Genomic DNA, 21734 nt, shown 5'->3' with positions numbered 1-21734 from the left:
ATTCTGTGCAATATATCTGGAATCAAAGCAATTACAAACAACTTTCTGCATACACAACAAATGTGACTTTAAATCAACTATTGAATGTAACGCGATTTTCCTTGTTTACAAATTATTTTTCAAAAACTCCCACTTTGCTTTTTGCAAAGACCAGATCACCGCGTCGCCGCGCGGCCCATGTTCCTGCCCCGGGTAGAGCTGCAAGCTGTAGTCTTGGCCCTGTTTGATCAAGGCGTCGATGAACATGATGCTGTTTTGCGGATGGACATTGTCGTCCATGGTGCCGTGCATGATCAGAATTTTGCCGTGTAATTGCGCGGCCGCTTGCAATACGCTGCTGCGCTCATAGCCGGCTTGATTTTCACTGGGCAAACCCATGTAACGCTCGGTATAGACACTGTCGTACAAACGCCAATCGGTGACCGGTGCACCGACCATGCCGATTTTCCAGGCCTTGCTGTGGGTCATGGCATACGCGGTAAAATAGCCGCCATAGCTCCAACCATTCAAGGCAATTCTATCCATATCGGCCCAGCCTTGCTGCGCCAACCAAGCCAAACCATCGAGCTGATCCTGCAACTCCAGCTCACCCAAGCGCTGGTAAATGGGCCAGGCGCTGACTGGGCCCTGATTGCTGGCGCTACGGTTATCGAGTATCCACACCACATAGCCTTGTTCGGCCAGGAAATGATAGTACAGGTCATTACTCCAGCGATCGACCACCATCGGCGTCATCGGCCCGGCATACAAATGCTGATACACCGGATATTTTTTATGCGCATCAAAGTCGGGCGGCAGATACAACAAACTCTCCAGCAAAGTCCCGTCGCGTGCAGGGATGCGCTGATGCAATACGCCAGCCCGCCGCACCGCCTGTAGCGCTGCCGGCACCCCGGCAGCGTCGACCAGTTTGATCTGCACCCCATCGGCACGCACCAGCGCCTGCGCCGGCGGCTGCGTCAAGCTGCTCCAGCTGTCGATGAATTGGGTGTAATCATGATTCCAGCGCGCCAGGTGCGTGCCTTTGGCCTCGCTCAAGCGTTGCAAGGGCCCACCTTCAAGCGCGAGCGCATACACATCGCGGCCGATAAGATTACGTTCATTGGCCGTCAACAAGATACGGCCGCGCACCTGATCGATGCCCTCGACGCTGCGGACATCCCAGTTGCCACTGGTGAGTGCGGCGCGCAAGCGAAAATTCTTATCGTAGCGGTACAGATGCATGTGGCCGCTGCGCTCGGATTCCCAAATAAAGCCGCCATCCTGCAGAAAATGTGGCAAAGGCAAACGTCCGGTCCAAGCCGGACTGGTTTCGCGCACCATCACCTCACTATCGCCCAGACTTGGCTGGTATAAGCGCAGATCCAACCAGGTTTGTGCACGGTCTTGCCAAGACGCCAGCAAACGCCCATCCGGGGTCCAGCCGACCTGCACGATCAGGGTTTCGGCGCTGCCATATGGATTCGCGCTCCAACTGACTTGTCCGGTCAAATCAACCACACCCAGTCGCACCACTGGATTCGGATCACCGGCTTGCGGATACCGTGTCGCTACACTCGTACTCGGGTTGCGATGATCAGCGCTGAGGGTATAGAGCGGCACGCGGCTTTCATCAAAATTTAAAAATGCCAAGCGCTGCGAATCCGGCGACCACCAGAAGGCCCGCATCGTACCGCGCCCGTAAATTTCTTCCATATACACCCAATCGTGCCGACCATTGAGATTACTCGCGCTGCCGCCGCTGGTCAGACGCGTTTCTTTGGCGCTGGCGACATCGCTCAGATACAAATCATTGCCCTTCAAATACGCCACCGCTTGCCCGTCGGGCGACAGTAAAGCCTCGTCCTTACTTTGTTCCGGGCTATACGTAAGGCGCCGCACCGCCGCTGCCGCAAGATCGACCAGCCATAAATCCTGCTTCGACACAAACAGGTAACGGTTCACGGCCGGGGTGATTTTCGGTGCCAGTTGTTCGGCAATCGTCAGCGCTTCGGCCGCATCGATACCGGCTGCGCGCAACCACTTACGCACCGGCGCGTCCGAATAAGCCGCCTGCTTTTCCCAATTGAGCGGGTTGATCAATAAGGAAGTCACGACGCCGTCTTTACTACGACTCTCGACCAAACGATTCTGCCCATCCCAATTCAAGCCAGTCAGCGGCGCGATCGTGAAATTTTCCTTTTTTTGCGGGTGATATAACATCTCCAGACTGAGTTGGCGCGGTTCAACGGCGCAACTCATACTACTCAACAGCATGCTCAAACTGAGCAAAAGCAGGTATGTTCCGGTTTTTTTCATAATGACTAGACCTGTAAGGAAATGGCGAATTTCATGAAGAGCGCTATTATCGCTGCGAACCGGGCATTTCTCAGGATTTGTTATTGAGCACGGGCGCGGCGGATATCGCGCAGTGGTGGCGCGCCAAACAAACGCGTGTATTCGCGACTGAACTGGGAAGCGCTTTCATAACCAACTTGGATAGCGGCACTGGCCGCGTCAATATCCTGATTAAGCATACGCTGACGGGCATCTTGCAAGCGCAATTGCTTAAGGTATTGCAGCGGACTCAAGCCCGCCACCGCGCGAAAATGTTGCCGAAACGTTGAAGGACTCATATGCGCCCGCGTGGCCAGCAACTGCATGGAAATATCTTCCGTATAGTGCTGCTTCAACCATGAAATGAGCTTGGCGATTTGCTGCCCAGGCGAGCCGGCATGAATCAGATGACGCAAGGTCTGGCCATGTCCGCCATGCAGCAATCGAACGATCATCTCTTGCTTGATCAAGGGGGCCAGCAAAGGCAGCAGTTGCGGTTCCTTGACCAAGCGCAGCAAACGAACCAGCGTATCGAGCACCCCTTCATCGAGGGTCAACACCGACATCGCCAGACTGATACGCTTGTTGTGCGCCGCAGGGAAAGTCATTTCGGCCGCACATTGCGCGATGCTGCGCGCATCCAAGGCCAGCCCGAGTGCAAAAAATGGCTGCGCCTCACTGGCGCTGGTGACCGACGACAACACAGGCAAATCGAGCGAAGTCACCAGCGACTGCCCGGCAGCATAGTCAAAAATCTCCCCACCCAAGCTTACCCGCTTACTGCCTTGAACAGTCAAACCCAATCCCAGACCGTAAATACAATGTATCGGTTCGCTCACCTTACTGCGCCGATATATCGTCAAACCCGGTACAGACGTCAGGTGATCGCCATCGGTAGCAGCGATCGCGCTGAGTAATTCAAGCAAGATGTGGCTGTTAGAGAGTTGCGTTTGAGGTAGCTTTTCCATATGATATTGTTGCCGCACGTATAAAGTTCATAGCCTAGCACCATCCCGACTCGGTTCTGCACTTCCGAGCAGAAATCGGCGAATCAGGCAAGAAATGCAGCAAATCAGGCAAACCACTTTAAGCCTTGCCGGGTGACAATAAGCGGTGTTTTTCGATACTGGCTGCCAGCCGTTGCGCCGCCCAGCCGAGTGCGGCGATCCGTGTCGCTCAGTCCCGTCTATCCCTCCCCTACTGGAGCATATTATGATCACTACCACTATCAACGGCCAAGCTGTCAGCGTCGATGTCCCGCCCGACACCCCGGTATTATGGATGCTGCGCGACTCGCTGCAACTGACCGGTACCAAGTTCGGCTGCGGCGCAGCCTTGTGCGGTGCCTGTACCGTCCACCTCGATGGTCAGGCGATTCGCTCCTGCGTCACGCCCGCCTCTGCTGTTGCTGGAAAGAATATCACCACCATCGAAGCAGCCACCGGCGGCAGCGATCGCGTCGGCAATGCCGTCCATGCGGCCTGGGTGAAACACGATGTCGCCCAGTGTGGTTACTGCCAAAGCGGACAAATCATGAGCGCCACCGCCTTCTTGAAATCACTTCCGCACGGCAAATTGCCGACCAACAAGCAAATCGACTCCGCCATGGCCGGCAACATCTGCCGCTGCGGTACCTACGCCCGCATCCGCGCCGCCATATCCGACGCCGCCACCGCCCTCATCTGAAGGAATGCCCATGTTACCGCATATCGATTACAGCGAACTGCCGCGCGCCCTGCAACATCTGCTGGCACGCGATCAGGCCGCCCCGCCCGCCCCGTCACGTCGCAACTTTCTTAAACTCGCCGCCGTCAGCGGTTTTGCACTCGGTGCCTTCCCCGGCTTAGCGCTGGCACAAAGCACAGACAAAAAACCCCTGGGCCCGACCCAACAACCGTCGGCCTTCGTCGAAATTGCCGCCAACGGCGCAGTGACCGTCACCATCAACCGGCTCGATTTCGGCCAAGGCGTACAAACCGCCCTGCCCATGATACTGGCCGAAGAACTCGATGCCGACTGGAGCAAAGTCCACAGCCGTCACGGCAGCAATGACGGGGCCTATGTCGACCCGAAGATGGGCATGCACATCACGGGCGGGTCCAATTCGATTAAAAACAGCTTCATGCAATACCGCGAGCTCGGTGCCCGCGCGCGCGCGATGTTGCTGGCCGCTGCCGCCAGCGAGTGGCACCTTGATGTTGCGCAATTGCGCACTGAAAATGGTGCCGTCATCGCCCCGGATGGCCGCCAACTGAGCTACGGCCAACTGGCCGCTGCCGCCATGCAGCAAACCGTGCCGGAAACCGTGGTACTCAAAGACATCAAAGACTTCCGTCTGATCGGTCGCCCCACCACCCGCCTCGACGCCGTCGCCAAAAGCAGCGGCAAGCAAGACTATGGCATCGACATGCATTTACCCGGCCAACTGACGGCCTTGGTGTTACGCCCACCGGTGTTCGGTTCCAAAATTGCCAGCCTCGACGACACGGCCGCGCGTGCCATCGCCGGCGTCAAAGCCGTGCTGCGCGTGCCGTTGGATCGGGGTGCCGAAGGCGTCGCCGTGATTGCCGATGGCTACTGGCCCGCCAAGCTGGGCCGCGATGCACTCAAACTGAGTTGGGATAGCTCGGCGGTGGAAAAAGTCGATAGTGTCGCGCAACTGGCACAGTACCGGGCACTGGCCAAACAACCGGGCAAGCGCCACTTCGATGCCGACATGGCACCGCTGCAAGGTGCGGCCCGCACCATCGAAGCCGAATTCCACTTCCCATATTTAGCGCACGCGCCTATGGAACCGCTCAATTGCACCGTCCGTATTGATAGCGCCGGGGCCGAACTTTGGCTCGGCAGCCAAATGCCGGGCATCGATGGAGTCACGGCAGCGCGCGTGCTCGATCTCAAGCCTGAGCAAGTCAAAGTCCATGTGCAAATGGCCGGCGGTGGCTTCGGTCGCCGCGCCATTCCCACCAGCGACTACGTCTTCGAAGCCTGCGGCGTCGCCAAGGCGGCGCGCAGCGCCGGTCTTGATGCGCCGATACGCACGCTGTGGAGTCGCGAAGATGATATCCGCGGCGGTTATTATCGCCCGGCGCAATTGCACCACGCCCGTATCGGCCTCGATGCCCACGGCAAGGTACTGGCATGGGAGCATGTCATCGTCGGACAATCGATTGCCGCCGACACCTTCCTCGAAGGCTTCATGATCAAAAACGGCATCGACAACACCGCCGTCGAAGGTATGCGTGAGCCCTACGATTTACCGATGCGCCTCACCGTGCACCATCCGAAACTCAATGTGCCGGTACTCTGGTGGCGTAGCGTCGGCTCGACCCACACTGCCTTCGTCATGGAAACGCTGATCGATGACATCGCCCGCAGCGCCAAACAAGATCCGGTCGCTTACCGCATGCAATTGTTCGGCGACAAACACTTGCGTCACCGTGCCGCCTTGCAACTGGCGGTCGATCATAGCGGCTACGGCAAGAAACGCTTGGCCAAAGGCCACGCTTGGGGCGTCGCGGTACATGAATCCTTCCAAACCGTAGTGGCCTACGTGGTCGAAGCCTCGATCCAAGGCGGCCGACCGGTATTGCATCGCGCGACTGCCGGCGTGCACTGTAACCTCGCGGTCAACCCGCGCACCATCGAAGCACAAGTACAAGGTGCCGCGCTGATGGGCTTGTCGATGTGCCTGCCCGGCGCGGCCATCACGTTCAAAGACGGCGTCGTCGAGCAAAGCAATTTCGGTGATTACGTCGTGCCGCGCATCACTGACATGCCGGACATCGCGGTACACGTCGTACCCAGTGCCGATGCGCCGACCGGCATGGGTGAGCCCGGCTTGCCACCGTTGGCACCGGCCTTTGCCAATGCCATCGCGACACTGACCGGTAAAGCCATGCGCGAACTGCCGTTCAAGTTCAGCTAAGCCAAGCCGATGGAAGATCTCGATACCACCGTGCTGCGCACCGCCCTAAGCTGGCAAGTCCAAGGCTTGGCGGTGCTGTTGGTGACCGTGGCGCGCACATGGGGTTCCTCGCCGCGCCCGCCCGGCTCGCTGATGGCGATCAATCAGCGCGGCGCAACCGTCGGCTCGGTGTCGGGCGGCTGTATCGAGGATGATCTGATCGAGCGCATGCAACAAGCAGGCATCGCGGCAATCTGCCAAAATGGCCTGCCGGCGGTGCTGCGCTATGGTGTTTCCAGCGAGCAGGCACAGCGCTTCGGCCTGCCGTGTGGCGGCACCATCGAATTGGTGCTCGAACCCCTCTCCGCACACAGCCAAATCGAGGCCTTGCTGCACGCTTGCCAACAACGCCTGAGCATAGAACGCACGCTCGATTTGCAGACGGGTCACACCCGCCTGCGTCACGGCGTGCGCGGTGGCGTGCCGCGCCTCGATGAGCAGCAACTGGTCAGCTATCTGGGGCCACAAATTCGTCTCATCGTCATTGGTGCCAGCGATTTGTCGCGCTTCCTGTGCCAATTTGCACTGGCCATGGGCTTCGAAGTGATCGTTTGCGATCCACGCGAAGAATACCGCGCCGCTTGGCAATTGGATGGCGTCGCCGTCAGCGCCGAAATGCCCGACGACTTGATACAAAGCCTGGTGCCGGACGCCCGTACTGCGATCATCGCCTTAAGCCACGATCCCAAGCTCGATGACTTAGCCTTGATCGATGCCCTGCAGTCTGAGGCATTTTATGTCGGTGCCATCGGTTCGCGCCGCAACAGCGCGCAAAGACACGAGCGCTTGCGCACCCACTTCGACTTATCGGAAACAGCCTTGCAAGCCTTGCATGGCCCGGCCGGCCTGTATATCGGCAGCCGCACCCCGGCCGAAATCGCGCTCTCCATCATGGCGCAAGTAGTGGCGATCAAAAATGGCGTGCCGCAGTTGCCGCCGACACAGGTGGCAGCAGGGAAAGTACAGCAAGCGCAGGAGATGGGGATAGGCGCGCCTCTCTGACACGTCTTGCCCGGCTCTGCCACTCCCGCACCGACCTTGTTCCGAACGGAATCGAGCTCAACCACAGTGACTCACCACGCAACTAATCGCCGGTACGACAGCGAGATATTTTTGCGCTGAAAAAAATACGCAAGTTTTCAAGCCCAAAGCAGAAGAAACCAATGCGTGTCAGACCAGACTCCAGGGGAAACGCAGATTTATTCAAAAAAAATAAACTGATCCCAAAGATTGCGGTCGAATTCCGTGCTCCAGTAAGTTTAATCAACAAAAATGCTTGGATAGAGGAAAATGACGACGACAAAATTTTGCGGCATGTGCGAACGAAAAGTGGCACCAGAAAGAGTAATAGGTGTCGGTACTATTCTTCTGGCTCTTTGCACCGCGGGTGCTACTTTACTGCTCATTCCTTTGTATAAAAAGCGCTGTCCTATTTGTAAGGGCAACGACTTCAGCACATCACCAACAAACACGATGAGCAAAGGCATTCGCGAGCCTTCTCCAGAAACACATATAAAATGCCCTGATTGCCAGGAGTACATTCTCAAAGAGGCAAGAGTTTGCAGACACTGTCGCTGTCGATTCTTGCCACAGGTTTAGCTGTGGCAAATCGGCTTAGGCAGGGCTTATTTGGGATGCCGATGCAAAATTCAGTACGTCGGCCATGGTCGCCGTCCTGCGAGCTTTTGGCAGAAATCCAGCAACGTTCGTGGTTAACTGAAAATACCAGAAATGATGGTGTTTTCAGTGTTAAAAACGATACTGGGTTCCCGCCGAAAGCATGCGGGAATGATGAGGTCATTGGCTTTCATGGTGAATCAGTGGAATTGGCCGTTGCCAATGAGGATGCAATGCAATCTCCTTGCGCATGTCCAGGTGGCTGCTCGCAGGCACCTGACTGAGGTGCGACTTGCTGATATTGTCCGCTTGGCACAGAACAAAGTGCGAATGCTTTAACCGAGCGCCTATTTTAGCGAATCGGGTTACACAGCGCTTACACAATACAATTATTGCGAATGATAAAACAAAAGGGTTACAGACCGAAATCTGTAACCCTTTGTTTTTACTACTTTATATTGGTGCCGGCTGCCGGAATCGAACTGGCTACCTGATGATTACAAGTCAACTGCTCTACCAAGTGAGCTAAGCCGGCGAAAATCTTTTCAAATGAAACTTAAAGAATTAAGTGCATCCGAAGACCGAGATTATAGGCTATTTAATTATTTTAAGCGAGGGCTTTTCCGACTTTTTTTGCTCTTTTTCAGGTGACTTCACCGTTCCTGCATTCTGCACCGAACTGATGGCTGCCAAACCGAGTGTCGGACGCGGCTTGTCTTCCGTCGCTGCGACGGCGACGGCACTGTCCTCAGATGGCTCGCTATCGAGTTCAAACGCCATGCCCTGCCCGTTCTCGCTGGCATACACGGCCAGCACATTGGCGACCGGTACATGGATGTCACGCGATACGCCGCCAAACCTGGCCTTGAACGTCACGGCTTGATTGTCCATCTTCAAGCCACTGGTGGCACCGAAGCTGATATTGAGGACAATTTCGCCATTGCGCGCAAATTCCATAGGAACTTGGGTCGCTCCGCTGATTTTCACCGCCATATAAGGGGTGTAACCGTTATCGGTGCACCATTCATAAATGGCACGCATGAAATACGGCTTGGTAGAAGTTTCTTGCATAGTCAGATACTCAGACAAAGGAATATTAAGAATAGGCCGCTATTCTAGAAACAACAAGGCTGACCTGAGTCAGCCTTGTTGCATTTAACGTAAGCCGATCAAATCCATGCGCCCGGAATTAACGGCGCATAACCTTTTCAGACGGAGTCAATGCTTCGATATAGGCCGGACGCGAGAAAATGCGTTCGGCGTATTTCATGATCGGCGCAGCAGTCTTCGACAATTCTATACCGTAATGATCGAGACGCCAGAGTAATGGAGCAACAGCGACATCAAGCATGGAGAATTCATCGCCGAGCATGTACTTGTTCTTGATGAACAAAGGAGCGAGCTGCGTCAAACGATCACGAATTTCAGCACGGGCCTTGTCTTGCACTTTCGCCGAACTGGTGTTCTTGTCGTTTTCCAGCGTATGCACGTGGACGAACAATTCTTTCTCAAAATTGAACAACATCAGACGCGCGCGCGCGCGCTGCAAAGGATCGGCCGGCATCAGTTGCGGGTGCGGGAAACGTTCATCGATGTATTCATTGATGATATTCGATTCATACAAAATCAATTCGCGCTCAACCAGAATAGGCACCTGACCGTAGGGATTCATGGTCGAGATATCTTCCGGCTTGTTGAACAAATCAACGTCGCGGATTTCAAAATCCATGCCTTTTTCAAACAAAACCAAGCGGCAACGCTGTGAAAATGGGCAGGTTGTGCCAGAGTAGAGAACCATCATTTTTATAGTTCCTTAAAAACGATCAGGGCGAGGGGCCACTTTCGCGCACCTCACCCCGGGGATTACACGTCCGTTGACGACGGAGAAAAACGGACGTTCTTAGAAAATTTCACCGTGTCGATCAGTACGACCGACCAGATGAAAACATTGCTGTTACTTAATTACTTCACTTCCTTCCAGTAGGAGGCATTCAGGCGCCAAGCGAATGTCGCCAGCAAAGCCATGAACAAGACCACGATCACGCCGAGACGTTTACGCGTAGCCTGGGCCGGTTCCCCCATCCACTGCAGATAGCCGACCAAATCGCCCACTGTATTATCATATTCTACCGCTGTCATGCTACCGGCCGACACTGTATCAAAACCAGCAAACTTATGCACGGATTTGCTTTCGTCATGCGGATCTTTTTCCTCGACGAACTTGGCGTTGCGAACCCCTTGCAATTGCCATAATACATGCGGCATGCCGACATTCGGGAATACCATATTATTCCAACCGGTCGGGCGCGACTCATCTTTGTAGTAACTACGCAGATAAGTATACAACCAATCGGCCCCGGAACCAGCCGCCGATGCGCGCGCGCGCGCGATCACCGATAAATCGGGTGGCACCGCACCGAACCACGCTTTGGCATCTTTCGCTGCCATCGTAGTTTTCATCAAATCGCCGACTTTTTCACCGGTAAACAATAAATTGTGTTTGATCTGGTCATCGGTCAGGCCAATGTCTTTGAGCCGATTGTAGCGCATCGCCGAAGCAGAATGGCAATTCAAACAGTAATTGACAAACAACTTGGCACCATTCTGTAAGGCTGCCATGTCGGCCGAACGATCGGGCGCGTGCTCGAGCGGGAAACCGGCTTCATTAGCCAGCACCAGTGCTGGTAACAAGGCGATGACAGCGATCAGTTTTTTAAGTAATTTCATGCTTATTCTTCCTCGCTTGGTTGGCTCAATGCGCCGTGAACGTAACACGTTTCGGCACCGGCTTAAATGTTCCCATCGCGCTCCACCATGGCATGAGCAAGAAAAAGCCGAAGTAGATAACGGCACAGACTTGCGAAATCCGTTCGCGCGTCGGCGACGGCGGCTCAACACCGAGGTAACCGAGGGTAACAAACACGATGGCAAATACCAGGTAGACCGGCTTGTGCCAATCAGGGCGGTAGCGTATCGATCTCACCGGAGACAGATCGAGCCAAGGCAGGAAGGCCAAGATCACCACCGAACCACCGAACAAGACCACACCCCAGAATTTAGCATCCAAACCGCCCGGTATCATGCCAACGATAACCAGTAAGCCAGCTACCGCGATGACGATTTTCAGCAGTTGCGGCAGCTTGGTGGTCAGGTAGATCAAGGCGACATACGCAGCGATCCCGGCTTGCAACACGAATAAAAATTCCGAAGTCGTGGCCCGCAAGATCGAGTAAAACGGCGTGAAATACCAAGTCGGCGCAATATGCAGCGGCGTTTTGAGTGAATCGGCCGGGATGAAGTTATTGTATTCGAGGAAATACCCGCCCATTTCCGGCGCAAAGAACACCGCCGCACTGAACAAGGTCAGGAATATCGTCACCCCGAAAATGTCGTGGAAAGTGTAATACGGATGCGAAGGTACGCCGTCGAGCGGATGTCCGTCCGGGCCCAAGGTATCTTTGATCTCGATGCCATCCGGATTATTCGAACCGACTTCATGCAACGCGATCAAATGCGCCATCACCAAACCGAGCAACACCAAAGGAATGGCGATGACATGGAAGGAAAAGAAGCGGTTCAAGGTGGCGTCCGAAACGACGTAATCACCGCGTATCCACAAGGACAAATCAGGGCCGATGAAAGGAATGGCACCGAACAAGTTGACGATTACCTGAGCGCCCCAGTATGACATCTGACCCCATGGCAGCAAATAACCGAAAAACGCTTCGGCCATCAAACACAGGAAGATCGCGAAACCGAACAGCCAAATCAATTCACGCGGCTTGCGATACGAGCCGTACATGAAGGCGCGCGCCATATGCAGGTACACGACGATGAAAAAGGCGGAAGCGCCGGTCGAGTGCATGTAGCGCACTAACCAACCCCAAGGCACATCGCGCATGATGTATTCGACCGAGGCAAAGGCCAGCGTCGCATCCGGTTTGTAATGCATGACCAGGAAAATACCGGTCACGATCTGAATCACCAACACCAGCATCGCCAGCGAACCGAAGATATACCAGAAGTTGAAATTTTTAGGTGCGTAGTACTGACCCCATTGGTCATTCCACAGCTTGGTCAGCGGGAAGCGCGAGTCGACCCAATTGAGCGCCTTGGCCACTACGGGGGCATCGGCCGGAAGTTTCTTTTCAACGAATGCCATGATTACGCCTCGCCTTTCTCATCTTTACCGATGACAATTTTGGTATCCGACATAAACATGTGACGCGGCACATCGAGATTTTGCGGTGCCGGCTTGTTTTTATAGACGCGGCCTGCCAGATCGAAGGTCGAACCATGGCAGGGGCACAAAAAGCCGCCTTGCCAATCATCCGGCAGCGAGGCCTGTGCGCCGGGTTGAAATTTAGCACTGGGCGAGCAACCGAGATGCGAACAAATACCTACCGTGATGAGCAATTCCGGATGTTCTTTGCGCGAACGGGTCTGCTTATCGCAGTATTCAGGCAAATCCATGGTGTACGGTTTTTTCGAAGTCGGATCAGCTACTTTGTCTTCGGTCTTGGCCAAGCTGGCCATCATTTCCGGCGTACGCTTAATTATCCATACCGGCTTACCGCGCCATTCCACCGTCGTCATCTCACCCGGATTGAGGGCTGCAATATCCACTTCTACCGGTGCCCCTGCTGCTTTGGCACGCTCAGATGGCTGAAAAGTGCTGACGAGCGCCCCTGCCGTTGCCAATCCTGCTACACCACCCGCTGCGCAAGTGGCGACGAGCAAACCGCGACGGCCGGAATCGACCTGCTTCTCAATACTCATACCAACCCCAATCTGTCAAAAATCAAAATTCGACCAAGCTTTACCCAATACTACTTCTAGCAACATTAAATTATAAAGTAGCCGGGTAGGCTTTTAAAGCAAAACCTACCCGATATAGCAACAATGGGTCTTTATTTTTGGAAATACGTCACTATTTGACGTAGTTCATAGAACTGTCTCTATTATTGTGCTTAATACCCACAAACCTGAGCCTAAATGACAAGATAATTGACAAATTGCCAGTCATTCTCAATTTACAATAGCGGCTCTTTTACGGCATACCCTTTTCGAAAGCGACTTACTATGAGCATGATGCAAGAATTCAAAACCTTTGCGACCAAAGGCAACGTGGTCGACCTCGCCGTCGGTGTCATCATCGGTGGGGCCTTTGGCAAGATCGTCGACTCGCTGGTCGGCGACATCGTCATGCCGGTGATCGGCCGTCTGTTTGGCGGGCTCGATTTTTCCAATTACTATTTGGCACTCAATGGTCAAGACCCGCATCTGACATTGCTGGAAGCGAAAAAAGCCGGCGGCGTGTTGGCATATGGTAATTTCATCACCATCAGTGTCAACTTCATCATTCTGGCCTTCGTGATTTTCCAAATGGTTCGCTTGGTCAACAAGTTGCGCAGCAACCAACCGGCACCGGTTCCGGCACCAGTAGTGATCGCCGAAGACATCGTCTTACTCCGCGAAATTCGCGACGCACTGAACAAATAAGCCGGTTTCAGACTGGATTGTCGATATCGACAAATTCATGCTCTATTCCAAAGCGCTCGGCCACCAGTTGACCGAGTGCTTCGATTCCATAGCGTTCGGTAGCATGATGTCCACAAGCTAAATACGCCACCCCGCTTTCGCGCGCCAAATGTACGGTTGGCTCCGAAATTTCACCGCTCAAATACACGCTGGCACCGGCAGTAATGGCGGCATCGAACAAATTCTGCGCCGCACCAGTACACCACGCCACCTGACTGACCAATTGAGCGGGATCACCGATCAGCAAGGGCGTACGGCCGAGCTGCCGGCCGACGTGCTCGGCCAATTGCCCCACTGTTAAGCGCGCCGGCAAAGCTGGCCCCGGCACGCCCAACCAACCCAAGTCATCTTCAGCGAAGCGTCGCTCTGGCAGCAAACCCAAGACTTGACCAAGACGCGCATTATTACCGAGGCTGGCATGCATATCGAGTGGTAAATGATAGGCGTACAGCGAGATGTCATTACTGAGCAAAAACTTCAAGCGCCGCTGCTTCTGCCCAATCACCCGCATATCTTCACCACGCCAAAAATAACCATGGTGTACCATGATTGCATCGGCTTGCAAGCGCAGCGCCGCTTCGAGCAAGGCCATGCTGGCGGTGACGCCACTGACAATGCGCCGAATTTCGCTGCGCCCTTCCACCTGCAAGCCATTTGGGCAATAATCACGTACACGCGTCACTTGTAATTCTGTGCTTAGAAATTTTGCAAGTGCTTCCCTATCGATAACATTTCTACTCATCATTCACCTTATGCGACGTCTTTGGTTCTTGTTTGCACAGACTGTAACAGTTGGTCTGGCGCTTTGGTTTATTGTACTCACCCTCAAACCCGAATGGCTAAGTAATCGTTACGGCAGCGCCCACGATGTGTCGCTCTCACACAGCGCCAGTTGGCGCGAAGCCCCGGCCAACAGCGTGGGGGCGCAAAGCTCGTACCGCTTGGCGGCACAAACGGCGATGCCGGCCGTGGTCAATATCTTCACGTCCAAAGAAGTCCAACGCAGCCGCAACCCTTTGCTCAACGACCCATTTCTACAACGTTTTTTCGGCGAACAAAAGAATCGCGCTACCGAGCGCCAATCCAGTCTCGGCTCCGGTGTCATCGTCAGTCCCCAAGGTTACATTCTGACCAATAACCATGTGATTGAATCGGCCGATGAAATCGATGTCGCCTTAGCCGACGGCCGCACCGCCGCGGCACGCGTCATCGGTACCGATCCGGAAACTGATCTGGCCGTGATTAAGATCGATTTGCCGAAATTACCAGCCGTCACGCTCGGCCATCCCGATGACATACAGGTCGGCGATGTCGTGCTGGCCATCGGCAACCCTTTCGGAGTCGGTCAAACCGTCACGATGGGAATTATTTCTGCCTTGGGTCGCAACAATCTGACCGAAAATGCATTTCAAAACTTTATACAAACCGATGCCGCGATTAACCCCGGCAATTCCGGTGGCGCTTTAGTCGATGTCAACGGCAATCTGCTCGGCATCAATACCGCGATTTATTCACAAAGCGGCGGCTCGGTCGGCATCGGCTTTGCGACTCCGGTGTCAACCGTCAAGCAAGTAATGGAATCGATCATTGCGCACGGTCAGGTGGTACGCGGCTGGATCGGGGTCGAGCCACAAGACATCACGCCGGAATTGGCGGAAAGCTTCGGCATTAAGCAACAGTCCGGTGCCATCATCGCCGGTGTGATACGCGGCGGGCCGGCCGACAAATCCGGCATAAAGCCAGGCGACATTCTGCTCAACATCGACGGCAAGCCGGTGACCAGCACCACCAACATGCTCAATTTGGTGGCCCAGCTGGTACCGGGCAAGAAGGCAAAATTCACGGTACTACGGAATCAGCAACAGGCGACGCTGGAAGTCTTGATCGACAAACGTCCGCCTACTCACCGCGAAGAATGACACCCCATGCATCTGATTGACTTACAAGCTTTTCTGTCTGAATTGGCCGACAATAACCAGCGTGCCTGGTTTGTCATGAACAAACCGCGCTACGATATTCTGCGTGCCGAATTTTTGGAAATGGTAGGCGAACTGATCCACGAGATTCAACAATTCGACCCGGTCATCATCGGTTGCGAACCGAAAAAAGCAATGTTTCGCATCAACCGCGATGTCCGCTTCGGCCACGACAAATCGCCTTACAAAACCACCTTCTCTTCGTCCATCCTGCCGTTCGGGCGTAAAAAACCGAGCGAGGGTGGTGGTCCAGCCTATTATTTCCAACTCGACGCCCATGGCCGCCTGTTCTTTGCCTGCGGCGAATACATGCCGCCGGCCGACCGCCTCAAGGCGATCCGCGAGCATATCCTCGCCGACCAGAGCGGCTTCGAAAAACTGTTGAAAGATAAAAAGCTGCGCCAAGTCTTCGGCGAGTTACAGCAAGAAGGCAAGCTCAAGCGCCCACCCAAAGGCTTTGCCGCCGATGCCAAGCATATCGAGTATCTGAAGCTGAAAAATTTCATGGTCTGGACCGAGTGCCCTTACCAAGGGCAGAGCAGCGCGGCCGTGCAGCAAACGCTGCTGCAAGCCTTCCACAGCGCCCTGCCATTAGTGAAGTGGCTGCGCGCGGCCTGACAGACCGCCGGCACTGAGGCACTGCCTCAGTCGTCGCCGATGGTCGGTGCGCGCGTGGCTTTGGTAAACCACGGTGCCAGTAACAAGCCCAACTCATAGAGCAGGCACATCGGCAGTGCCAACGAAAACTGGCTGACCAAATCAGGCGGCGTGACGATGGCGGCAATCACAAAGGCACCGACGATCACATATGAACGTATCGCCTTGAGCTTTTCGACCGAGACAAAACCCATCCGTACCAGTACCACCACCACCACCGGCACTTCGAAAGTCACGCCGAAAGCCAGGCACATCGACATGATGAAATCGAGATAGTTTTCTATATCAGGCGAAACATGGATCGAGGTCGGGGAAAACGCATTGATGAATTTGAACACGCGGCCAAACACGAAAAAATAGCAAAATGCCACACCGGTGAGAAACAGCGCTGAGGACGATATCACCAGCGGCGCAACCAAGCGTTTTTCATGCGTGTATAAGCCCGGTGCCACGAAGGCCCACACTTGGTACAGTACCCACGGCAGCGCCAGCATGAAAGCCAATAGCATGGTCACTTTCATCGGCACCATGAATGGCGAGATCACACCGGTGGCGATCATTTGTGCACCGGCCGGCAGCGAATCAACCATAGGCTGCGCCAGAAAATCATAGATACGGGCCGGCCCGGGCCAAGCCAGCAGCGCTACCGTTGCAATGACCAAGCCATAACTGGCTTTGACTAAACGATCGCGTAATTCAACCAAATGCGAGATGAAGCTTTCCTCACCGCTGGATTCCGCGCTGGATTCCGTCTTGTCGCTCATGCCGCTACCACCAAAAAAGGGAAATCAAAAGAAACTGGCCGGCCCGCGCGACTGCACGCGATGCCGCGCCATGCGCGCCGAACCTGAGACGATGTGACTGCGCTGACCATGGCGCTGCTTGTACCAAGCCGGCAGCGCACTGGTTTTCGCCAGCTTTTTGCGACGGAAATCTTTGGCCTTGTCAGCCATCTGCGCCTGCGCAAACGTGCTCGACACGGCTGGCCGCTCAGTGCTGGCCGCAGCCGGCTCTTGCAGCGCCGTCGCGGCATCGTGCCAAGTCGTTTGCACCGACTGTTCGACTTCCTGCGCCGCATCCTGCACATCTTTGTGCATCTTGCGCAGCTCATCGAGTTCGATTTCTTTGCTGACTTCGGCTTTGACATCATTGATGTAACGCTGTGCCCGGCCTAGTAAGGTACCGGCCATGCGCGCCACGCGCGGCAATTTTTCCGGGCCGATGACGATCAGCGCGACCACGCCGATCAAGGCCAGCTTGCTGATGCCGAGATCAATCATTGAGCGCCTGCGCCGATAATCTGAGCACGCGTGCCATCAATGACCGTTTTTTTCTTTGGCATCGACATCGATCGTCGCTTTCTCAGCGACGGCAGCAGCCGGTGCAGCCGGCACAGCGGACTTATCTTCCTCGCCTTTGATACCATCTTTAAAACCCTTGACCGCTTTGCCAAGATCGGCACCGATATTGCCGAGTTTTTTAGTTCCGAACACCAGAATAACGATGACCAATACGACCAACCAATGCAAACCACTGAATGAACCCATGATGACTCCTGATGAGAGCACTGCTCTCTGAAAATACGGTTAACGTTGACCGCGCCAAGGCAAAGCCCCGCCGATCACGTGCATATGCAGATGATACACCTCTTGCCCGCCATCGGGTCCGGTGTTGATTAAGGTCTTGTAGCCACCGCTGCGCGTGCCATCTGCCAGTAGCTGTGGGGCGCAGCCGTGAGCGGCGGCCAGTTGCGGCACCAAGGCCAGCATCTTTCCGAGCAGCGCGCTGTGTTCGACGGTCGCGGCCGATAAAGTGTCGATATGCTGCTTCGGGATGATCAGCAAATGCACCGGGGCGGCCGGGTTGATATCCTTGAAAGCCAGCAAATCAGCATCCTCGTGCACGATGCTGGCAGGAATATGCTTCGCAGCGATTTTACAAAAAATACAATTTTCCATGCTCATCCTGTCAATACGGGCTAATCAGAAATAAAGTTGATGTCAGTCTGGGCCGCGCGCGGCTTTTTCAGCCAGACCGGACAAGCCTTCACGCCGCGCCAATTCATCGAGTACCTGCTGCGGATGCAAATCAAATTGCGCCAGCAAGACCAGTGAATGAAACCACAAGTCGGCGCATTCATAGAGCAGTTTCGTAGCGTCACCCGAAACGCGCGCATCTTTGGCCGCCATCACGGTCTCGGTCGCTTCTTCGCCGATTTTTTTGAGTATCGCATCGTCGCCCTTGGAAAACAGGCGCGCCACATACGATTTATCAGGGTCGCCGCCATTGGCCAGTTTACGGCTTTCGATAATTTTTGCCAAACCTTGCAGGGTAGAGTCTGTCGATGTCGTCATTTGTAAATACTTTCCGGATCTTTCAGCACTGGATCAACGGCCTCCCAATCGCCGTCATTCAAACCGCCGACAAACTGTTGGAAGAAACACGAGTGCCGGCCAGTGTGACAAGCAATGCTATCGGTTTGCTCAATTTTCAGCAACACCACATCTTCGTCGCAATCGAGACGGATTTCTTTCACGATCTGCACATGACCAGACTCTTCACCCTTGTGCCAGATTTTTTTGCGCGAACGGCTCCAGTACACGGCTTGGCCGAGTTCCACCGTGCGCGACAAGGCCTCGCGATTCATCCAGGCAAACATCAACACATCGTTGCTGCTGGCTTCTTGCGCGATCACCGGCACCAAACCTTGGTCATCCCACTTTACTTTATTCAACCACTTTGCCGCGCTCATACCAACCTCATAGGAATCTGTTGCGCCGCCATGAAGCGCTTTGCTTCACCCACTGTATGGTGGCCATAATGAAAAATACTCGCTGCCAGCACGGCATCGGCACCGCCAAGTTTGATGCCGTCGGCCAAATCCTGCAAATTGCCGACACCACCAGAAGCGATTACCGGGATCATCACCGCATCCGAAACCGCGCGTGTGAGGCCGAGATCGAAACCGGAACGGGTACCATCTTTATCCATACTCGTGAGCAGAATTTCTCCGGCCCCGAGACGCGCCATATTCTGCGCCCATTCCACCGCGTCCAAGCCAGTCGCATGGCGACCGCCGTGCGTGTAGACTTCCCATTTTCCTGGGGCCACGCGTTTGGCATCGATCGCCACGACGATGCATTGCGAACCATACTTATGCGCGGCATCGGCAACCAACTGCGGATTGGTGACGGCCGAGGTATTGATGCCGACCTTATCAGCACCGGCATTGAGCAGACGGCGCACATCAGCGACCGTGCGCACGCCACCGCCCACTGTGAGCGGAATGAAGACCTGATCGGCTACCGCTTCGATGATAGGCAAGATCAGATCGCGTCCGTCGGAAGAAGCGGTGATATCGAGAAAAGTAATCTCGTCGGCCCCTTGGGCATCATAACGGCGGGCGATTTCAACCGGATCACCGGCATCGCGCAATTCTTGAAAATTGATCCCTTTGACGACCCGACCAGCGGTCACGTCGAGGCAGGGAATAATACGTTTGGCCAGTGTCATTCGAACTCTACTTCGGCGCTGTCGTCGCCACTGAGGATATCGGCACGCAGCTGCGCGCTACCAAGGTCGAGCGTGCCTTCGTAAATCGAACGACCGCAAATGACGCCGCTAATGCCTTCACTTTGCACCGCGCACAGGGCTTCGACGTCGGCCAAATCGTGCACACCGCCCGAGGCGATGACCGGAATGCTGACCGCTTGCGCCAACTTGACGGTGGCCTCGATATTCACGCCACCCATCATGCCGTCACGGCCGATATCGGTGTAAATGATCGCTTCGACGCCGTAGCCTTCGAATTTCTTCGCCAGGTCAATCACTTCATGACCCGATAACTTACTCCAACCATCGGTGGCAACCTTGCCATCTTTGGCATCGATACCGACAATGATTTGGCCCGGAAAGGCGCTGCAGGCATCCGCCAAGAAACCGGGGTTTTTGACCGCCGCAGTACCGATGATGATATAAGACAAACCGTCGTCGAGATAACGTTCGATGGTGTCAAGATCACGAATACCACCGCCGAGCTGGACTGGAATCGCTTCGCTGCCGGTTTCTTCGGCATAGTCGCGCACCGCCGCGAGGATCGCTTTGACTGCCGCTTCGTTCTTCGGTTTGCCGGCGAAAGCGCCGTTGAGATCAACTAAATGCAAGCGCCGCGCGCCCTGGCGCAACCAATGCCGTGCCATTTCGGCCGGGTCATCGGAAAATACGGTGGCTTGGTCCATATCACCTTGTTTAAGGCGTACGCAGTGACCATCTTTGAGGTCGATAGCAGGAATGAGCAACATGATTAAAAAATTTTAAAGTACTACATAAAAAATAACACCGCCCGAGGCGCAGAACTACCGCTTCAAGGCTTCCAGTTTACAAAATTCTTATACAGTTGCAAGCCGGCCGCAGCACTTTTTTCCGGATGAAACTGCGTGGCGAAGATATTATCGCGTGCCACGGCGGCGGCAAATGGCTGGCCGTAATCGGTCAGACCAACGGTATGGTCGCTGATTTCCGGCTGGGCATAATAACTGTGTACAAAATAAAAATATTCTTCGTCAGTAATATTATTCCACAATGCATGAGCACGGGCTTGCCCTACCCGGTTCCAACCCATTTGCGGTACTTTGAAGCGCGAGCCATCGTCTTGCAAGCGACCTTCGAGCGCAAAACGCGTGACTTTACCGGGCAACAGACCAAGCCCAGGGGTATCACCTTCTTCACTGACATCAAACAACATTTGTTCACCGACACACACGCCGAACATCGGCTTGTTGCGCGCCGCCGTCATGACGGCTTGCTGCAAACCCGAGTCACGCAGACTGCTCATGCAGTCGGGCATCGCGCCCTGCCCCGGCAAGACCAGGCGGTCGGCACTGTCTATATCGGCCACCAAACCCGAGATCAGCACCTGCGCTTCCGGTGCCACCGCGCGCAACGCTTGGGCGACCGAACGCAGATTGCCCATACCATAATCGACTACGACAATTTTATTCATAAAGGTTTCACTCGCAGCGCCCGCAGCGCCGCCTTGACTTCACACTCGGTTCAACAATTAAAGACTGCCCTTGGTCGATGGAATCGTGCCGGCGGCACGCACATCGTGTTCCGCCGCCATACGCAAGGCACGACCGAAAGCCTTGAACACCGTTTCACATTGATGATGCGCATTTTCGCCGCGCAGATTATCAATATGCACACTGACTAAGGCATGGTTGACGAAGCCCTGAAAAAATTCACGCGTTAAATCGACATCAAAGCCACCGATCATCGAACGGGTAAACGGGATATGGTACTCCAAGCCAGGGCGACCGGAAAAATCGATCACCACGCGCGACAGTGCTTCATCGAGCGGCACATAGGCATGACCATAACGACGAATGCCCTTTTTGTCACCCATCGCCTGCGCCACGGCTTGTCCCAGTGTGATCCCGACGTCTTCCACCGTATGGTGGGCATCGATATGCAAGTCGCCGACGGCTTCGATATCAAGATCAATCAGACCATGACGGGCAATTTGGTCAAGCATGTGATCGAGAAACGGCACACCGGTATTGAGCTTTTGCACACCCGTGCCGTCAAGATTGATCGCCACCCGGATCTGGGTTTCGTTGGTGTTGCGGGTTACGGCCGCAATGCGTTGAGTTGGCATGTTC

The 21734-nt window shown here is 54.8% G+C and carries 26 protein-coding genes and 1 tRNA gene; 7 read left to right on the top strand and 20 right to left on the bottom strand.

Annotated features, from left to right (window positions below; genetic code table 11):
• Nucleotides 1-105 precede the first annotated feature (105 nt).
• Both QN359_RS10990 and QN359_RS10985 read right to left on the bottom strand, forming a co-directional pair.
• The gene (locus QN359_RS10990; RefSeq protein WP_322250623.1) at nt 106-2298 is read right to left on the bottom strand and encodes a S9 family peptidase; all 2193 of its coding nucleotides are present in this window, start codon (nt 2296-2298) and stop codon (nt 106-108) included.
• Between the two features lie 80 nt (nt 2299-2378).
• Nucleotides 2379-3284, bottom strand: coding sequence for an AraC family transcriptional regulator (locus QN359_RS10985; RefSeq protein WP_322250622.1), 906 nt, complete (start codon nt 3282-3284; stop codon nt 2379-2381).
• Nucleotides 3285-3528: 244 nt separating this feature from the next.
• Here QN359_RS10985 and QN359_RS10980 point away from each other — a divergent pair, with 244 nt between their 5' ends.
• Genes QN359_RS10980 through QN359_RS10970 form a run of 3 tightly spaced genes read left to right on the top strand, consistent with a single transcriptional unit; the run spans nt 3529 to nt 7285 of the window.
• The gene (locus tag QN359_RS10980; RefSeq protein ID WP_322250621.1) at nt 3529-4002 is read left to right on the top strand and encodes a (2Fe-2S)-binding protein; all 474 of its coding nucleotides are present in this window, start codon (nt 3529-3531) and stop codon (nt 4000-4002) included.
• A gap of 10 nt (nt 4003-4012) precedes the next feature.
• Nucleotides 4013-6244, top strand: a complete 2232-nt coding sequence (locus QN359_RS10975; RefSeq protein ID WP_322250620.1) for a xanthine dehydrogenase family protein molybdopterin-binding subunit — start codon at nt 4013-4015, stop codon at nt 6242-6244.
• Between the two features lie 9 nt (nt 6245-6253).
• Nucleotides 6254-7285 carry an XdhC family protein gene (locus QN359_RS10970; RefSeq protein ID WP_322250619.1) on the top strand — a complete coding sequence of 344 codons (1032 nt, stop codon included), beginning with the start codon at nt 6254-6256 and terminating at the stop codon, nt 7283-7285.
• A 257-nt stretch (nt 7286-7542) separates the two neighbouring features.
• Here the strand turns inward: QN359_RS10970 and QN359_RS10965 are convergent, their stop codons facing one another.
• Entirely contained in the window at nt 7543-7770 is a 228-nt protein-coding gene (locus QN359_RS10965; protein ID WP_322250618.1) for a hypothetical protein, read from the bottom strand.
• Nucleotides 7771-7842: 72 nt separating this feature from the next.
• On the opposite strand from QN359_RS10965, the gene QN359_RS10960 reads away from it, so the two are divergent.
• The gene (locus tag QN359_RS10960; protein ID WP_322250617.1) at nt 7843-8184 is read left to right on the top strand and encodes a hypothetical protein; all 342 of its coding nucleotides are present in this window, start codon (nt 7843-7845) and stop codon (nt 8182-8184) included.
• A 175-nt stretch (nt 8185-8359) separates the two neighbouring features.
• Here QN359_RS10960 and QN359_RS10955 read toward each other — a convergent pair.
• The 6 genes from QN359_RS10955 to petA all read right to left on the bottom strand — a co-directional run bounded on the left by QN359_RS10955 (nt 8360) and on the right by petA (nt 12679).
• Nucleotides 8360-8435: transfer RNA gene (locus QN359_RS10955), tRNA-Thr, on the bottom strand.
• 59 nt (nt 8436-8494) lie between these two features.
• A complete protein-coding gene (locus QN359_RS10950) occupies nt 8495-8971 on the bottom strand; it encodes a ClpXP protease specificity-enhancing factor (protein ID WP_322250616.1) in 477 nt (158 codons plus the stop codon).
• Between the two features lie 118 nt (nt 8972-9089).
• Nucleotides 9090-9701, bottom strand: coding sequence for a glutathione S-transferase N-terminal domain-containing protein (locus QN359_RS10945; protein WP_186913049.1), 612 nt, complete (start codon nt 9699-9701; stop codon nt 9090-9092).
• A 161-nt stretch (nt 9702-9862) separates the two neighbouring features.
• The gene (locus tag QN359_RS10940) at nt 9863-10627 is read right to left on the bottom strand and encodes a cytochrome c1 (protein WP_322250615.1); all 765 of its coding nucleotides are present in this window, start codon (nt 10625-10627) and stop codon (nt 9863-9865) included.
• A gap of 25 nt (nt 10628-10652) precedes the next feature.
• Nucleotides 10653-12065, bottom strand: a complete 1413-nt coding sequence (locus QN359_RS10935; protein ID WP_322251069.1) for a cytochrome b — start codon at nt 12063-12065, stop codon at nt 10653-10655.
• Nucleotides 12065-12679, bottom strand: a complete 615-nt coding sequence (gene petA, locus QN359_RS10930; protein ID WP_322250614.1) for a ubiquinol-cytochrome c reductase iron-sulfur subunit — start codon at nt 12677-12679, stop codon at nt 12065-12067. The genes QN359_RS10935 and petA overlap by 1 nt, the downstream gene beginning before the upstream one ends.
• Nucleotides 12680-12982: 303 nt before the next feature.
• Here petA and mscL point away from each other — a divergent pair, with 303 nt between their 5' ends.
• The gene (mscL, locus tag QN359_RS10925; protein WP_322250613.1) at nt 12983-13402 is read left to right on the top strand and encodes a large conductance mechanosensitive channel protein MscL; all 420 of its coding nucleotides are present in this window, start codon (nt 12983-12985) and stop codon (nt 13400-13402) included.
• Between the two features lie 7 nt (nt 13403-13409).
• Here mscL and QN359_RS10920 read toward each other — a convergent pair whose 3' ends face one another.
• Nucleotides 13410-14168, bottom strand: a complete 759-nt coding sequence (locus tag QN359_RS10920) for a Nif3-like dinuclear metal center hexameric protein (protein ID WP_322251068.1) — start codon at nt 14166-14168, stop codon at nt 13410-13412.
• 25 nt (nt 14169-14193) lie between these two features.
• Here QN359_RS10920 and QN359_RS10915 point away from each other — a divergent pair, with 25 nt between their 5' ends.
• Both QN359_RS10915 and QN359_RS10910 read left to right on the top strand, forming a co-directional pair.
• Nucleotides 14194-15360 (top strand): S1C family serine protease, encoded by a 1167-nt coding sequence (locus tag QN359_RS10915; RefSeq protein ID WP_322250612.1) that lies wholly within the window; start codon nt 14194-14196, stop codon nt 15358-15360.
• Between the two features lie 6 nt (nt 15361-15366).
• On the top strand, nt 15367-16035 hold the full coding sequence (locus QN359_RS10910; RefSeq protein ID WP_322250611.1) for a DUF2461 domain-containing protein: 669 nt from the start codon (nt 15367-15369) through the stop codon (nt 16033-16035).
• Nucleotides 16036-16061: 26 nt separating this feature from the next.
• Here the strand turns inward: QN359_RS10910 and tatC are convergent, their stop codons facing one another.
• From tatC to hisB, 10 genes are all read right to left on the bottom strand, one after another.
• A complete protein-coding gene (tatC, locus tag QN359_RS10905) occupies nt 16062-16838 on the bottom strand; it encodes a twin-arginine translocase subunit TatC (protein WP_322250610.1) in 777 nt (258 codons plus the stop codon).
• Nucleotides 16839-16862: 24 nt separating this feature from the next.
• Complete coding sequence (gene tatB / locus QN359_RS10900) at nt 16863-17354, bottom strand: Sec-independent protein translocase protein TatB (protein ID WP_322250609.1); 492 nt, start codon at nt 17352-17354, stop codon at nt 16863-16865.
• 36 nt (nt 17355-17390) lie between these two features.
• Entirely contained in the window at nt 17391-17621 is a 231-nt protein-coding gene (gene tatA, locus QN359_RS10895; RefSeq protein WP_322250608.1) for a Sec-independent protein translocase subunit TatA, read from the bottom strand.
• Nucleotides 17622-17660: 39 nt separating this feature from the next.
• Nucleotides 17661-18032 (bottom strand): histidine triad nucleotide-binding protein, encoded by a 372-nt coding sequence (locus QN359_RS10890; RefSeq protein WP_322250607.1) that lies wholly within the window; start codon nt 18030-18032, stop codon nt 17661-17663.
• A gap of 42 nt (nt 18033-18074) precedes the next feature.
• Nucleotides 18075-18428 carry a phosphoribosyl-ATP diphosphatase gene (locus QN359_RS10885; RefSeq protein ID WP_322250606.1) on the bottom strand — a complete coding sequence of 118 codons (354 nt, stop codon included), beginning with the start codon at nt 18426-18428 and terminating at the stop codon, nt 18075-18077.
• On the bottom strand, nt 18425-18826 hold the full coding sequence (gene hisI / locus QN359_RS10880; protein WP_322250604.1) for a phosphoribosyl-AMP cyclohydrolase: 402 nt from the start codon (nt 18824-18826) through the stop codon (nt 18425-18427). The genes QN359_RS10885 and hisI overlap by 4 nt, the downstream gene beginning before the upstream one ends.
• Nucleotides 18823-19587 (bottom strand): imidazole glycerol phosphate synthase subunit HisF, encoded by a 765-nt coding sequence (gene hisF, locus QN359_RS10875; RefSeq protein ID WP_322250603.1) that lies wholly within the window; start codon nt 19585-19587, stop codon nt 18823-18825. The genes hisI and hisF overlap by 4 nt, the downstream gene beginning before the upstream one ends.
• Entirely contained in the window at nt 19584-20375 is a 792-nt protein-coding gene (gene hisA / locus QN359_RS10870; RefSeq protein ID WP_322250602.1) for a 1-(5-phosphoribosyl)-5-[(5-phosphoribosylamino)methylideneamino]imidazole-4-carboxamide isomerase, read from the bottom strand. The genes hisF and hisA overlap by 4 nt, the downstream gene beginning before the upstream one ends.
• Nucleotides 20376-20437: 62 nt before the next feature.
• On the bottom strand, nt 20438-21076 hold the full coding sequence (gene hisH, locus QN359_RS10865) for an imidazole glycerol phosphate synthase subunit HisH (protein ID WP_322250601.1): 639 nt from the start codon (nt 21074-21076) through the stop codon (nt 20438-20440).
• Nucleotides 21077-21133: 57 nt separating this feature from the next.
• Nucleotides 21134-21730: an imidazoleglycerol-phosphate dehydratase HisB gene (gene hisB / locus QN359_RS10860; protein WP_322250600.1), complete on the bottom strand. Its 597-nt coding sequence runs from the start codon at nt 21728-21730 to the stop codon at nt 21134-21136.
• Between the last annotated feature and the right edge of the window lie 4 nt (nt 21731-21734).

The sequence above is a fragment of the Undibacterium sp. 5I2 genome, assembly GCF_035019605.1.
Taxonomy (GTDB): domain Bacteria; phylum Pseudomonadota; class Gammaproteobacteria; order Burkholderiales; family Burkholderiaceae_D; genus Undibacterium.
The sequence above is the reverse complement of the archived record's forward strand: the minus strand, read 5'-3'. Positions and strand labels throughout refer to the sequence as shown.

Excerpts from the sequence above, each read along its gene's own strand:
- QN359_RS10945 (WP_186913049.1), bottom strand. The coding sequence starts at position 9,701 with ATGATGGTTCTCTACTCTGGCACAACCTGCCCATTTTCACAGCGTTGC.
- QN359_RS10950 (WP_322250616.1), bottom strand. The coding sequence starts at position 8,971 with ATGCAAGAAACTTCTACCAAGCCGTATTTCATGCGTGCCATTTATGAA.
- QN359_RS10885 (WP_322250606.1), bottom strand. The coding sequence starts at position 18,428 with ATGACGACATCGACAGACTCTACCCTGCAAGGTTTGGCAAAAATTATC.
- hisI (WP_322250604.1), bottom strand. The coding sequence starts at position 18,826 with ATGAGCGCGGCAAAGTGGTTGAATAAAGTAAAGTGGGATGACCAAGGT.
- tatC (WP_322250610.1), bottom strand. The coding sequence starts at position 16,838 with ATGAGCGACAAGACGGAATCCAGCGCGGAATCCAGCGGTGAGGAAAGC.
- tatA (WP_322250608.1), bottom strand. The coding sequence starts at position 17,621 with ATGGGTTCATTCAGTGGTTTGCATTGGTTGGTCGTATTGGTCATCGTT.
- QN359_RS10940 (WP_322250615.1), bottom strand. The coding sequence starts at position 10,627 with ATGAAATTACTTAAAAAACTGATCGCTGTCATCGCCTTGTTACCAGCA.
- QN359_RS10965 (WP_322250618.1), bottom strand. The coding sequence starts at position 7,770 with ATGCCTTTGCTCATCGTGTTTGTTGGTGATGTGCTGAAGTCGTTGCCC.
- petA (WP_322250614.1), bottom strand. The coding sequence starts at position 12,679 with ATGAGTATTGAGAAGCAGGTCGATTCCGGCCGTCGCGGTTTGCTCGTC.
- QN359_RS10915 (WP_322250612.1), top strand. The coding sequence starts at position 14,194 with ATGCGACGTCTTTGGTTCTTGTTTGCACAGACTGTAACAGTTGGTCTG.
- hisH (WP_322250601.1), bottom strand. The coding sequence starts at position 21,076 with ATGAATAAAATTGTCGTAGTCGATTATGGTATGGGCAATCTGCGTTCG.
- hisB (WP_322250600.1), bottom strand. The coding sequence starts at position 21,730 with ATGCCAACTCAACGCATTGCGGCCGTAACCCGCAACACCAACGAAACC.
- hisF (WP_322250603.1), bottom strand. The coding sequence starts at position 19,587 with ATGACACTGGCCAAACGTATTATTCCCTGCCTCGACGTGACCGCTGGT.
- hisA (WP_322250602.1), bottom strand. The coding sequence starts at position 20,375 with ATGTTGCTCATTCCTGCTATCGACCTCAAAGATGGTCACTGCGTACGC.
- mscL (WP_322250613.1), top strand. The coding sequence starts at position 12,983 with ATGAGCATGATGCAAGAATTCAAAACCTTTGCGACCAAAGGCAACGTG.
- tatB (WP_322250609.1), bottom strand. The coding sequence starts at position 17,354 with ATGATTGATCTCGGCATCAGCAAGCTGGCCTTGATCGGCGTGGTCGCG.
- QN359_RS10985 (WP_322250622.1), bottom strand. The coding sequence starts at position 3,284 with ATGGAAAAGCTACCTCAAACGCAACTCTCTAACAGCCACATCTTGCTT.
- QN359_RS10975 (WP_322250620.1), top strand. The coding sequence starts at position 4,013 with ATGTTACCGCATATCGATTACAGCGAACTGCCGCGCGCCCTGCAACAT.
- QN359_RS10910 (WP_322250611.1), top strand. The coding sequence starts at position 15,367 with ATGCATCTGATTGACTTACAAGCTTTTCTGTCTGAATTGGCCGACAAT.
- QN359_RS10890 (WP_322250607.1), bottom strand. The coding sequence starts at position 18,032 with ATGGAAAATTGTATTTTTTGTAAAATCGCTGCGAAGCATATTCCTGCC.
- QN359_RS10980 (WP_322250621.1), top strand. The coding sequence starts at position 3,529 with ATGATCACTACCACTATCAACGGCCAAGCTGTCAGCGTCGATGTCCCG.
- QN359_RS10970 (WP_322250619.1), top strand. The coding sequence starts at position 6,254 with ATGGAAGATCTCGATACCACCGTGCTGCGCACCGCCCTAAGCTGGCAA.
- QN359_RS10990 (WP_322250623.1), bottom strand. The coding sequence starts at position 2,298 with ATGAAAAAAACCGGAACATACCTGCTTTTGCTCAGTTTGAGCATGCTG.